This is a genomic window from Blautia sp. AF32-4BH (assembly GCF_003460565.1).
GTDB classification, from domain to species: Bacteria; Bacillota; Clostridia; order Lachnospirales; family Lachnospiraceae; genus Fusicatenibacter; species Fusicatenibacter saccharivorans.
On sequence record NZ_QTVL01000015.1, the window covers coordinates 19,336 to 32,123 of the forward strand.

Sequence of the window (12,788 nt, forward strand, 5' to 3'; positions counted from 1 at the left end):
AATATTTTGCAATAAAAACGTAAAAAAAGAGACATTCACGAAGGAATGTCTCTTTTTTTCTGTGTTTTATTTCACGCTTTATTCTGTCTTTTCAAGACAATATCCTGTGTTATTAGAACAATCCTGTAATCTTTCCAGTAGCGTCTACATCGATACGCTCTGCTGCCGGAACTTTCGGCAGACCTGGCATGGTCATGATGTCACCGGTCAGGGCTACGATGAAGCCTGCACCTGCGGAGATTTTCAGGTTACGTACGGTAACTTCGAATCCGGTCGGTGCGCCGAGTTTGGTCTGATCATCGGTCAGGCTGTACTGGGTTTTTGCCATACAGATCGGGCAGTTGCCAAATCCGAGAGCCTCTAACTGTTTTGCCTGTTTCTGTGCATTTGCGGTCAGGACAACTCTGCTTCCGCCGTAGATCTTCTGAACGATGGCGTTCAGTTTCTCTTCGATGGAGCCTTCCAGATCGTATGCATAAGTGAAATCGTTCGGCTGCTCGCAAAGACGGACAACTTCTTCCGCCAGGGCTACGCCGCCCTCGCCGCCTTTTGCCCATACCTCGGACAGAACAACGTTGACACCGAGCTCTTTGCATTTCTCCTCAACCAGCTTCAGCTCTGCTTCGGTATCGGTCGGGAATGCGTTGATAGCAACGACACATGGCAGTTTGTATACGTTTGTGATGTTGCTTACGTGTTTCAGAAGGTTCGGCATACCTTTCTCCAGAGCTTCCAGGTTCTCGCCGTTCAGTTCTGCTTTCGGAACGCCGCCGTTGTATTTCAGGGCACGAACAGTTGCTACGACTACAACTGCATTCGGTTTCAGGCCTGCCATACGGCATTTGATGTCGAGGAATTTCTCAGCACCAAGGTCAGCACCGAAGCCTGCCTCTGTGATAGTGTAATCTGCTAATTTCAGGCACATTTTGGTTGCTGTTACAGAGTTGCAGCCGTGTGCGATGTTTGCGAATGGTCCGCCGTGAACGATAGCCGGAGTTCCTTCCAGAGTCTGTACCAGGTTTGGTTTCAGGGCATCTTTTAAGAGTGCTGCCATAGCGCCTTCTGCGTGCAGGTCACCTGCGGTTACCGGTTTCTGCTCGGATACTTTTCCGTAGGTATATCCGATGATGATCTTGGAAAGTCTTTCTTTCAGATCTGTGATGTCGCTTGCCAGACACAGAACTGCCATAACCTCAGATGCTACGGTGATGTCATAGCCGTCTTCTCTCGGCATTCCGTTTGTTCTTCCGCCAAGGCCGTCTACAACGCTTCGAAGCTGACGGTCATTCATATCTACGCATCGTTTCCAGGTGATCTTTCTCGGATCGATATTCAGAGCGTTTCCCTGGAAAATGTGGTTGTCGATCATAGCTGCCAGCAGGTTGTTTGCTGCACCGATTGCATGGAAGTCACCGGTGAAGTGAAGGTTGATATCTTCCATTGGAACAACCTGTGCGTATCCGCCGCCTGCTGCTCCGCCTTTTACACCGAAGACCGGCCCAAGAGATGGCTCGCGAAGTGCAACCATTGCTTTTTTACCGATTCTGGAAAGTCCGTCTACCAGACCTACAGAAGTTGTTGTTTTTCCTTCTCCTGCCGGTGTCGGGTTGATGGCTGTAACGAGGATCAGTTTTCCATCCTCCGCATTGGTGTCTTTTAACAGGTTGTAATCAATTTTTGCTTTGTACTTTCCGTACTGCTCCAGATATTTGTCATCAATACCTGCTTTTTCTGCGATCGCTGTGATCGGCTGCATGGTACATTCCTGTGCAATTTCAATGTCTGATTTGTAACCCATTGTTTTAAAATCCCCTTTCTTTTTTCCGCTTTGTCCGCCGATTGATAGCCATATTTTACCATGTTTTGTAAGATGATTCAATTGATAATTATTTATTTCACAATCTTTATACGTTTTGTACCAAAAAATGCAGAAAATTCCGCCAAAAGGCGGAGCGGCACAATTCTGCATTAAAAAAAGAAGGATTCCCGGCTTTTTGCTGCCGAAAATCCTTCTCTTTTTTATTTTTTAAGAATACTGCGACTCATCCACCTCAAACGGTTCGTCGCACGGTCCTTCGAGGAGGCGGTAGCTGCCCTGTGTGGAGAAGTAATACCATTTTCCGTCGATCAGTTTCCATCCTTTTACGGCGTAGCCGTTTGCGTCAATGTAATATCTCTGCTCGGTGTCGTTTGCATAGCGGTGCGGGTTCAGGGAAACCCATTCGCTTTTGGCCCATCGGTCTTCGTCTTCGATATAGAACTTCCAGCCCTCATCGGTTTTGGTCCAAATGGAGGTTACCTGATCTTCCATTTTTTCGAAGAATTTGGATTTCTGGGAGAGATCATCATTGAGCTGGTCGAAAGTCAGCTTCTCTGCAAGCGTCTGTTCACCTGAAAACAGGTTCGTTCCAAGACCGAGGCGGTCACCCTCAATGGTAGCTCCGAGACTTGCGATGGTGGTCGGGAACATGTCCATGGTGGTGAAACTTCTGTTTTTCTCCTGCTGCGGCTGGATCGGAGAGTTGATGATCACGTTGTATACGGTTCTGATGTAGTCCGGATCAATGTTCTCACAGAAATCGGAATCCATCGTCAGATGGTCGCCAGAAATTACGATCGTTGTGTTCTCGTAGAAATCCTGCTGCTGAATCCAGGAAACGAACTCGGTGACCTGCTTGCTGGAGCAGTGCAGAACCATTCCGTACTGGTTGTCACCGTCGTTTTCTTCATCGCAGAGCTCACACGGATAGCCATCCTCAAAATGGGTGTCTGCGGTCAGCATGGTGAAGTTGAACGGCTCTCCCTCTGCTGCGATTTCGGTCAGACGGTCTTTGGCAAAGGAAAAGAGTTTTTCATCCTCATAGCCCCACCATTCGTAATATCCTTCCGGGATCAGGCCTTTTTCCATAGCCCAGTTGTAATCGTCTACTTCGTAGTCGCCGTGCTCTTTAAAGTACTCTTCCCGGCCGCCGAACTGTCCGATTGAACCGATGAAGAAATACTGCTTGTAGCCTTCATCCGCCAGGACATCACCCAGGGTATTGATTTCCGGGAAGAAGCTGGCCTGATATGCCATCTCATTTCGCTGGATTCCGATGCTGAGAGGCAGACCGGAGGTCTGTGCGAAAATTCCGGCAATGGTCCAGGTTGCGTTTACGGTAGGCTGGCCGCCGCCGAGCAGCTCCGAATTGGAAAAACTGATGTTGTCTGCGGCAAGCTGGGTCAGCTCCGGGATATAGTTTTTATCGAATGCTCCGCCGGAAGCTTTGTCTGCGTAGGTGCTCTCCATGGATTCCAGATAGAGATAGATCAGATTTCGTTTCTGTTCCGGGAACGTGATATTCACGCGGTCCGGATCTACGTAGTTGTCTTCTACCACGGTATTGTACGTGCTCTGATTTTTCAGATAATCTTTTACGTCCAGTGCTGCCCACACGTCATTGATGGAATAGACGATGCTGGCGGCTCCTGCCGCGATACAGATCATCCCGAACGCCACATGGGCTTTGCGTTTTTCCCGAAGAAAAATGCTGACCAGAATCAGAAGGATGAGTGCTGCCGCTGCGATCAGCGCACTTGAGCAGATATAACTCATCAGAAGATCATGGCTGGTTCCGGCAATCGGGGCCTTTAACTGGTAAACAAGCTCTTCCATGCTCAGATTCGGCCATGTTTTCCGCATCCAGCGCTCGGACGTAAACAGCAGCACGCCAAGCGTTCCGATCAACACTGCAAACACAGCCAGCAGAATGCGCCCTGCTTTTTTCGTTTTTTTCTGTTTCTTGTGTTTCATCTTCCTACCTCCAAAAAGCATTACAGCTTACAAAATCTTAACTTTTCTTTACAATCGCCTTACGTATTATAGCAAAGACCGTTTTAAAAAGATAGAAAATTTTTATAAAATTTTTGCACAAAAAGTGCAGCCAAAAACATATTTTTTGCATGACACATAAAAACCCGCCCGGCACCGCAAATCTCTTCGCGGCCCAAGCGGGTTTTTCATCTCTATTCCGGGAAAGCCTTATCAGCTTGCCTTGTTCTTTCTCTGTTTGATGACCTTCAGTCGTGTGAACTCTTCGCGCTCCTTCTCCTCCAGTGCGTCCGCGATATCCTTGGACAACTGGGTGTAATGCGGAATCGTGATGTTCTTCAGCGCATTGGCGCGCTTCTGTGTTTTCTTGATTGCCGCAGCAAGGCGGTATGCCGAGTTCTCAATCATGGAAAGGTTTAAGGTCAGGTCTTTTACTTTTTCAAAGGCCTGTCTTGCCTGATCCAGGGACTCCTTCGTGCTGTAGTAAGCATAAGTCGGGGCCTGTCCGGACGGATCAGCCTCTACCAGCGGAATTTCCACGCCCATGATACTCCTTGTCTTGATCCGGATAGATTCCTCCACCGGAACGGTATAGGACACGGTCTGTACGTTGGTGATACCGATCTCCATGTTCGCAATCTGCAGCGCCGCATATGCTTCGCGGAACGTCACATCAATCTGACGCTGAATATCCTTTGCCTCATCGATCAGGCCCATGAGCTCGCGGATCAGAATATTCCGCTTCTTGTCCATCAGCTCGTAACCCATGTGGGCAAGTTTCAGAGAGTTCTTTGCAAGAATCAGGTTTCCCTTGGTAGGAAAGGTATTCGGGTCCATTCCGATCTCACTCCTCTCGCTTACTCATTCATGGCATCGGCTTCTGCCTTTGCTTTTGCTACTGCATCAATGGTGGTCGGATGATAATACTGATCCAGAACCTTGGTGTTGACACGGTCGAGCTCTTCTCTCGGAAGCAGTCCAAGAAGCTCCCATGCCTTATTCAGCGTATCTTCCATGGAACGGTTTTCATCCATTCCCTGGCCGATGAATTCATGCTCGAATTCATTACCGAATACCAGGTACTGTTTATCGATCGGAGAAAGCTCATCCTCACCGATAACGGATGCCAGGGAACGCGCATCTCCTACCTTTGCATAGCAGGAGAACAGCTGGTTCGCTACGTCCTGATGATCGGCTCTTGTGTAGCCCTCACCGATACCGTCCTTCATCAGACGGGAAAGACTCGGCAGCACGCTGATTGGCGGGTAAATAGACTGGCCGTGAAGCTGGCGGTCCAGTACGATCTGACCCTCGGTGATGTAACCGGTCAGGTCAGGGATCGGGTGCGTGATATCATCGTTTGGCATGGTCAGGATCGGAATCTGTGTTACGGATCCCTCTACGCCCTGTACGATTCCGGCGCGCTCATACAGCGTAGCCAGCTCACTGTACAGGTATCCAGGATAACCTTTACGGGAAGGAATCTCTCCACGGGAGGAGGAAACCTCACGCATAGCCTCGCAGAAGGATGTGATATCGGTCAGGATAACCAGGATATGCATGCCTTTCTCGAATGCAAGGTACTCGGCAGCTGTCAGTGCTACCTTCGGGGTGATCAGACGCTCTACAACCGGGTCGTTTGCCAGGTTCAGGAACATAACAACGTGGTCAGATACACCACTTTCCTCAAAGGTCCGACGGAAGAACTCTGCTACGTCGTATTTAACACCCATAGCGGCAAATACGATTGCAAACTTCTCATCGGAATCTCCAAGAGATGCCTGCTGTACGATCTGTGCTGCCAGCTGGTCGTGCGGAAGTCCGTTTCCGGAGAAGATCGGCAGCTTCTGGCCACGAATCAGGGTGGTCAGACCGTCGATTGCAGAAATACCTGTATGGATATAGTTTCTTGGGTATTTACGGGTAACCGGGTTCAGCGGCAGGCCGTTGACGTTTCTTCTTACCTCTGCGTCAATCGGTCCCATGCGGTCGATCGGTTTTCCGATACCATCGAAGGTACGTCCCAGGATTTCCTCGGAAAGTCCGATCTCCATCGGATGTCCGGTCAGACGGGTATGAGTATTGGTAAGAGACATGCTCGAAGTTCCCTCAAATACCTGAATAACGGCTTTGTCTTCGTATACAGCAACGATACGTCCCAGTTTTTTCTCATTGCCGTCTACGGTAAATTCTACGATTTCCTCGTAGGAAGCATTTTTTACACCTTCCAGAACAACCAGAGGGCCATTGACCTCACTAAGGCCTAAATATTCAATTGCCATGATGAATTCCCTCCTTAACCATTCTTCTCGAGTACCTTATCGTAGAAGGTGTCGATATCTTTTTTGTATGTGTCAAACAGATCCAGACGGTCATTCGGTACATCGTATTTAATAGAAACGACGCGGTCAAAGATCTTGTCCTCTTTCAGTACGGACATTGGCATGCCCATCGTCACGAGCGCTTTGGATTTCTTGTACAGATAAAGAATAACTTCCATCATCTTGTACTGTTTTTCCAGAGATACGCAGGTGTCATCCGGATGGAATGCGTTCTGCTGCAGGAAGCCCAGTCGAATAACTCTGGCGATTTCCAGGGTCAGCTTCTGGTCATCCGGAAGAACATCGCTACCGATCAGTTTTACAATTTCCATCAGGGAGCTCTCGGAGTTCAGGATTCCCATTAACTGGTTCCGCATATCTACAAAGTTTTTGTTTACGTGATCTTTGTACCACGGCGACAGATCCTGCAGGTATTCACTGTAGCTGGTCAGCCAGTGGATCGCCGGGAAATGACGGGCGTAAGCCAGAGATTTGTCCAGTCCCCAGAAGCAGCGGACGAAACGTTTGGTGTTCATGGTAACAGGCTCGGAGAAGTCACCACCCTGCGGAGATACGGCTCCGATGATGGATACGCTTCCCTCTGCGCCGCAAAGGGTCTGCATCATGCCGGCACGCTCATAGAAAGCGGACAGACGGGATGCCAGGTATGCCGGGAAACCTTCCTCGGCAGGCATTTCCTCCAGACGGCCGGACAGCTCACGGAGTGCCTCTGCCCAACGGGATGTAGAGTCTGCCATGATTGCTACATCATAGCCCATATCGCGGTAATACTCAGCCAGTGTCAGTCCGGAATACAGAGATGCCTCACGGGCTGCAACAGGCATGTTGGATGTGTTGGCGATCAGGGTGGTACGGTCCATCAGCGGGTTGCCGCTCTTCGGGTCGATCAGTTCCTGGAACTCCTCCAGAACCTGTGTCATCTCGTTTCCACGCTCTCCACATCCGATATAGATGATGATATCGGCATCAGACCATTTTGCGATCTGGTGCTGGGTCATGGTTTTTCCGGTACCGAATCCGCCAGGGATGGCTGCTGTGCCGCCTTTTGCGATCGGGAACATCGTATCCAGGATACGCTGTCCTGTGATCAGCGGAACGGATGCCGGATATCTTTTCAGGGTTGGACGCGGTACACGGATCGGCCATTTCTGTGCCAGTGTGATCTCTTTTTCGGTGCCGTCTTCCAGTTTCAGTTTTACAATCGGGTCAAGGATGGTATACTTTCCGTCTTTGGCAGCCCAGATAACCGTGCCGTTGACATCCGGCGGAACCATCGATTTGTGAACGATGGAACGGGTTTCCTGTGTTTCTGCAATGATTGCGCCGCCCATCAGCTCTTCGCCTTCCGAAACAGTTACATGGACATCCCATTTTTTCTCTGTATCCAGAGAATCTACGGTAAGGCCGCGGCTGATGTATTTACCGGACTGCTTTGCAATCTCGGACAGCGGACGCTCAATACCGTCAAAAATGTTGTTCAGGATTCCAGGTCCCAATGTAACAGAGAGGGCATCTCCGGATGCGGTAACTGTTTCGCCTGGTTTCAGTCCTGTGGTTTCCTCGAAAACCTGTACTGTGGTGGTATCCTTTGTCAGGGCAATAACCTCGCCGACCAGACGTTCTTTACCAACGTAAACCATCTCGGACATTTTAAATCCGGTGTTTCCTTTCAGATATACGACCGGACCGTTGATTCCATAGATAACTCCGGTTTTATTCATGCTCTACACCTCCGTGAAAGATGAAATTCTCCCGCTCTTCGTTCAGAAGGGTCTCGAAGGAATTATCGATCAGAATATTTTTCTCCGGAATGACCGCGCGCACGCCGCCAAGGAACGGCATGGCCGAAATGGTAAGGGTTACGGAGAGTTTCTGCTCCAGGGAAGCCTTATGAGCTTCGTCTGACGGATCCAGATATAAGGTCAGCTTGTCGTTTCCGGCAAATGTAACGGCTTCGCGGATTTTGCGCTCCAGATACTCCTCATAGGATGGATCCTTTTTATAAGCGGTAAGTTTTTCACGAACTTCTTTAAACAGTTTTTCTTTTAATTCCAGATTTTTACGGGACAGCTTCCGTCTGATATGAAGCTGATCCGCAGACAGTGTCTTATTGACATCACGTTTTGCTTTCTCGGTCTCGGCAGCAACTTCTTCTTCTGCCTGACGTCTTGCGGTTGCTTTATGCTCCTCGAAGATCTTATCCAGAGCTTTCTGGTGATCGCCGATCACACGTTCTGCTTCACGGTTTGCACTGTCCAGGGAATGATTATAAAAATTCTGAAGTTTCTCCTCAGTAGTCAATGTGTGTCACCTCCAGGGCATTCTTACAGTTTTAATCCAATAGATTCATTTACAAAGGAAGTGATAAAGTCCGGCGCTCTTCCGGTACCGTGACGGTCCGGAATTTCAATGAGCAGCGGAAGCTTATGGTTGAGGCGGACATCCTCCAGAATGTCCGGGAATTCCTTCCCGAACTTTTCTGTAAGGAGAATAATTCCGATCTCTTTGTCTGCCAGTGTTTTCTGCAGTGTATCATAAAGCTCCTCGCGCTCATGAACGACAACGCCTTCCACTCCGGCCAGGCGCATGCCCGTCTGAGTGTCTACGTTATCACTGATCAAGAACATTTTCATTTATGATTCCTCCAACTTAAGGTGAAGATCAATACCTTCCGGTTTTGGAATCAAAGTTTACCAAGAATCATGAAGGAGATGATCAGACCATACAGAGCGATACCTTCGGCCATAGCTACGAAGATCATGGATTTACCAAAGATGCTGCCGTCTTCGCTGATTGCTCCAAGAGCTGCGCTTGCGGAAGATGCAACGGCGATACCGGAACCAATACCGGAAAGACCGGTAACAAGAGCTGCACCGATGTAACCAAGACCGGTTGCAAGACCAGCGCCTGCTTCTGTTGCAGCAGATGCAGTTGTTGCGCCTGCGAAGGAAACAACGGTTGCGATCAGCAGAAGGCCGAAGAAGCCGCTTACATTGGCTGCCAGAGATTTTTTGTAACGATTTTTGTTGTGCTCACCTTTGAAGTAATAAGTCATAGGAACAACGATGGTTAATACCATTGCGATTGCAGTAAGTACCTGTACAAATGCTGAGTTCATAATAGTTTTCCTCCTGAAGTTAATTCATTAAATTTACTCTTTGCTGCGATCCGGAGCCATTTTCACTTTTTCCCGATACAGCTTCCCGCCATATTCACTTCCATTTCGCATGGCTCTGAATCCTCTTTTATTTCTCGCCTTTTTTCAAAAACGGAACAAATGGTTTTCCGTCTCCTTCATAGAACCGGCTGAACATCTCGTAATACTCCAGACGCAGTACCTGGATCGCTACCAGCAGTGCCTCAAGGCAGGCAACGAAGACATTTCCGAGAACAATAACCGGCCAGCTGATGCTGCCGCCGCCTGTTGCTCCGCCGAGCATCAGGACAACCTCCATCATAGCCGCATGGCTGACTGCATATGCGCCGACACGGACAAAGGAAATTGTGTTGGAGAAGTAGCTCAAAAGCACATCGAAGAGTTCGAAGAATGCCTGTACAAAGAACATTCCCTTTCCGGTCTCCGGAAATGCATTGCCCTTCTTCTCTACCATACGCTCCAGTGGCTCTTTTAAGAAGATCGCAAGAAGCGGAATACCGAACATGACTACCATCACGCCGACAGCCGGAGCTTTATGGCCGCTGAACAGGAGAACGAGTGTAACGGCAAGGGCTCCGTAGAAAATGAAGCCTGCCAGGGAGTTCTGGCTGAACAGAAGCTCGCCGAGCTTATGGTTTCTTGCTGCATTGATCATATGCAGAACCATTCCTGTCAGAATCATGAACATACCAAATGCAACCGCTGCGACAAATACGGTATTCATCGAACCGATGAACGGAAGCGTTGTCATCGCTTCCTTCGGATGCAGCCAGAGGGCCGGTATGACATTCTCAAATCCGAAGAAGCTGCCGAACAAGAATCCGAAGATCACAGAGAATACCGCGCAGGTACTCATGATCGCTGCCAGATCCATCTTCTTGTAGTGGTACAGCAGTGCGCCGCCAATCAGCAGACACAATCCCTGTCCTACATCGGCAAACATGATTCCGAAAATAAAGGCATAGGTGAGTCCTACGATAATCGTAGGGTCAATTTCATTGTAATTTGGCAGTCCGTACATCTTCACGTACATCTCAAACGGACGGAAGATTTTCGGGTTTTTCAGCTTTGTCGGCGGCTGACGCAGAACGTTGTTTGCATCATCCTCGATGAAGCAGAAGAGATTTGTGTCGTTTTCGATGTCCTTCTGGAAGGAAGCGGCATCTTTTTCCGACATCCAGCCGCACAGAATATAGAAGGTTTCCTTCTTGGATTTTGTGCAGGCTGCCAGGCGACGGACATCAAAGTTGCCGGAGAGCTGCTCTAACTGCTCTTTTGCTGCAACCAGATCCTCTGCGGAATCCGAAAGGCATTTTGCCAGTTTCCGTGAGCACTCGCTGAGTGCATCGTCTGTCTTTTTGATTTCTGCCTGAAGTGCTGCGTAAGCATCCTCCGGCGTTCCGCTGTACTCGTCCGGAACGTAGATTCTTTCGAAGTGCAGGGATGAGAATACGGCGTCCACTTTCGTGACCTGATCTCTTGGGCAGAAGTAAATGCCCCATACATACTGCTCATCGGAATGGCAGCGGTAGAATACCGTATCGCTGTTCTCATAGCAGTAGCTCTCAAATTTGTTGTAATACTCTTTTGTGATCTTTCCGAATCTGAATTTAATAAAGTGGAAATCCAGAATGGAGGAAAGATTGCAGTGCAGATCCTGAAACGGCTCGATTTTCTGTGCTTTTTCCATCAAGTCTTTCTTTTTTGCTTCCAGTTCTGTACGCTCCTGGTTCAACTGGCCAAGGGTGTGATCCAAACCATGGACACAGTTGATGGCATCTTCCAGGGAAAGTCTTTTCGTGGTGGTACGCTTCTCTTCCGGCAGAAGTGCTGTAAAATCTTCCGCCTGTTTTAAGGTCTCTTTGTATGGGTTGATCTGGATATACGGTGTGATATTCTGCATCGTAGACAGCTCCGTCAGAGCGTTTTCCAGATGTATCTCATATTTTGAGAGATAAGTGTTGACCACACGGTCAATGTCGGCTTTCGGCCCGGTGATGCTCAAAAATTTCATCTTGACAATCAATGAGTACACCTCCCCGTGTATTAAGTTTTTGCGATATGCTGCATTGCCTCGTCAGCGCTGATACGGTAACGTACGCACTCGAGTGCAATAATAAGCCGGTTTACCTCGTGCTCTTTGTGATAGAGGTATGAGTATATGGTGGCAACGGAATAAGGATCCTGTCTGGATTCACTGGAAAGTATGTGCTTCATAATGGCTGCATACATGGATTCCAGCGTATCGACTTTGAAGGAATCATACCGTTTCGCATAATAGGTTTGTTCCAGCAGCTGGGAAAATGCACTCATATTCTCGGCTTCTACCAGTGCCTTTACCACATCCTTTTTCAGCCGGTGATGAACCGGAATCAGCAGGGCGTAGATTTGTGCGCTGGTCATGTGATAATAGCGTTTGGAACGGTAGATCCACTGAAGGTTCAGCATGTCAAACTTGCTTCCCCATGCAGCGGTCAGCTCTTCCAGATCCCGCTTTGTCACTACTTTTGATCTGTCTTTCCACATCTGTGCAAAGTAATACAGATCCAGGGTCATCTCATAGTCGAACAGGGTCGGACGCTCGATATCCGCGAGCTGCGACAACGGGGCATAATATTCTGTCCCTTTCAGGTTCGCAATCAGTTCTTCGATCGTCCTGGAGGACGCCAGAAGATTGATGTCCAGCTGGGAATGCTTGTTAAAGAACTCGTCGAATATGGACAGGTTCAATACCACATCACGGTGATCAAATACCGTGTTCAGGCATTCTTTGATAACGGACACTTCGTATCGTTTAAAGTAGAGCGCAAGGAACTTTCTCTGCTCCACATTTGCAAAACGGTACAGCTTGGAAAAATCCCGGTATACCGTCAGGCGCAGCATTTTCTCGATCTGACCTCGGTGAAGGTCAGCTTCGTTGTAGCCCTCAAACAGATCCTCATAGCCTTTATGCTGCTTGAGGTAAGAAACTGCCTGCGGTACACTCTCCAATTCCACGATTTCCCGAAAATTCTGGTCGTTTAAAAGATGGCTCTGCATGGCTCTTATCTTTGTGGTAAGGCCGCTGTAGGATAATAGACCGCTCATCGTTTCACTTCCTTATAATGTTTTCGTAAATCTGCGTGGACAGTGTTCCGTGATTCTGTTCGTAATAAGCGTCCAGTGAAGATAGAAGTTCGGCGGCAGAGTCCCGCTGCTTTTTCTGATCCGCATCTGTAGTAGAATGAAGTTTTGTTGTGATCTCTTCAATCCGCTTTGCCGTTTCCGCTTCCAGATCTGCATCGAATTTTGCAATCCGCTCTTCCTGCTGCTCGTCCTGGAGCTTCTTCTGATTCTCGGCAGCCTGCATAATCTTAGTAGCAGCCGTTTCGATCTCTGCAAGTTTGTTAATTACAGATTCCATAGCATCGCTTTCCCTCCTTATTTATTTAAAAGACAACAAAGACGAGGAAAACTCCCCGCATCTTTGCTGTTAGTA

At 48.6% G+C, this 12,788-nt stretch carries 11 protein-coding genes; all 11 read right to left on the reverse strand.

What is annotated here, in order from left to right; translation table 11 throughout:
- Positions 1–112: 112 nt before the first annotated feature.
- The gene (locus DWZ44_RS14875) at positions 113–1,798 is read right to left on the reverse strand and encodes a formate--tetrahydrofolate ligase (RefSeq protein ID WP_022461681.1); all 1,686 of its coding nucleotides are present in this window, start codon (positions 1,796–1,798) and stop codon (positions 113–115) included.
- A 228-nt stretch (positions 1,799–2,026) separates the two neighbouring features.
- The gene (locus DWZ44_RS14880) at positions 2,027–3,793 is read right to left on the reverse strand and encodes a sulfatase-like hydrolase/transferase (RefSeq protein WP_117805219.1); all 1,767 of its coding nucleotides are present in this window, start codon (positions 3,791–3,793) and stop codon (positions 2,027–2,029) included.
- A 231-nt stretch (positions 3,794–4,024) separates the two neighbouring features.
- Complete coding sequence (locus tag DWZ44_RS14885; RefSeq protein WP_022461683.1) at positions 4,025–4,648, reverse strand: V-type ATP synthase subunit D; 624 nt, start codon at positions 4,646–4,648, stop codon at positions 4,025–4,027.
- A 20-nt stretch (positions 4,649–4,668) separates the two neighbouring features.
- Positions 4,669–6,093, reverse strand: coding sequence for a V-type ATP synthase subunit B (locus DWZ44_RS14890; protein WP_022461684.1), 1,425 nt, complete (start codon positions 6,091–6,093; stop codon positions 4,669–4,671).
- A 14-nt stretch (positions 6,094–6,107) separates the two neighbouring features.
- On the reverse strand, positions 6,108–7,874 hold the full coding sequence (locus tag DWZ44_RS14895; protein ID WP_022461685.1) for a V-type ATP synthase subunit A: 1,767 nt from the start codon (positions 7,872–7,874) through the stop codon (positions 6,108–6,110).
- Positions 7,867–8,454 carry a V-type ATP synthase subunit E gene (locus tag DWZ44_RS14900; RefSeq protein ID WP_055220230.1) on the reverse strand — a complete coding sequence of 196 codons (588 nt, stop codon included), beginning with the start codon at positions 8,452–8,454 and terminating at the stop codon, positions 7,867–7,869. The genes DWZ44_RS14895 and DWZ44_RS14900 overlap by 8 nt, the downstream gene beginning before the upstream one ends.
- A gap of 23 nt (positions 8,455–8,477) precedes the next feature.
- A complete protein-coding gene (locus DWZ44_RS14905) occupies positions 8,478–8,786 on the reverse strand; it encodes a V-type ATP synthase subunit F (protein WP_055220228.1) in 309 nt (102 codons plus the stop codon).
- A gap of 50 nt (positions 8,787–8,836) precedes the next feature.
- Entirely contained in the window at positions 8,837–9,271 is a 435-nt protein-coding gene (locus DWZ44_RS14910) for an ATP synthase subunit C (protein ID WP_022461688.1), read from the reverse strand.
- 127 nt (positions 9,272–9,398) lie between these two features.
- On the reverse strand, positions 9,399–11,345 hold the full coding sequence (locus DWZ44_RS14915) for a V-type ATP synthase subunit I (protein ID WP_373142148.1): 1,947 nt from the start codon (positions 11,343–11,345) through the stop codon (positions 9,399–9,401).
- An 11-nt stretch (positions 11,346–11,356) separates the two neighbouring features.
- A complete protein-coding gene (locus DWZ44_RS14920) occupies positions 11,357–12,397 on the reverse strand; it encodes a V0D/AC39 family V-type ATPase subunit (RefSeq protein ID WP_022461690.1) in 1,041 nt (346 codons plus the stop codon).
- 4 nt (positions 12,398–12,401) lie between these two features.
- Positions 12,402–12,713, reverse strand: coding sequence for a hypothetical protein (locus tag DWZ44_RS14925; protein WP_022461691.1), 312 nt, complete (start codon positions 12,711–12,713; stop codon positions 12,402–12,404).
- Between the last annotated feature and the right edge of the window lie 75 nt (positions 12,714–12,788).

Excerpts from the sequence above, each read along its gene's own strand:
- DWZ44_RS14875 (WP_022461681.1), bottom strand. The coding sequence starts at position 1,798 with ATGGGTTACAAATCAGACATTGAAATTGCACAGGAATGTACCATGCAG.
- DWZ44_RS14880 (WP_117805219.1), bottom strand. The coding sequence starts at position 3,793 with ATGAAACACAAGAAACAGAAAAAAACGAAAAAAGCAGGGCGCATTCTG.
- DWZ44_RS14885 (WP_022461683.1), bottom strand. The coding sequence starts at position 4,648 with ATGGACCCGAATACCTTTCCTACCAAGGGAAACCTGATTCTTGCAAAG.
- DWZ44_RS14890 (WP_022461684.1), bottom strand. The coding sequence starts at position 6,093 with ATGGCAATTGAATATTTAGGCCTTAGTGAGGTCAATGGCCCTCTGGTT.
- DWZ44_RS14895 (WP_022461685.1), bottom strand. The coding sequence starts at position 7,874 with ATGAATAAAACCGGAGTTATCTATGGAATCAACGGTCCGGTCGTATAT.
- DWZ44_RS14905 (WP_055220228.1), bottom strand. The coding sequence starts at position 8,786 with ATGAAAATGTTCTTGATCAGTGATAACGTAGACACTCAGACGGGCATG.
- DWZ44_RS14910 (WP_022461688.1), bottom strand. The coding sequence starts at position 9,271 with ATGAACTCAGCATTTGTACAGGTACTTACTGCAATCGCAATGGTATTA.
- DWZ44_RS14920 (WP_022461690.1), bottom strand. The coding sequence starts at position 12,397 with ATGAGCGGTCTATTATCCTACAGCGGCCTTACCACAAAGATAAGAGCC.
- DWZ44_RS14925 (WP_022461691.1), bottom strand. The coding sequence starts at position 12,713 with ATGGAATCTGTAATTAACAAACTTGCAGAGATCGAAACGGCTGCTACT.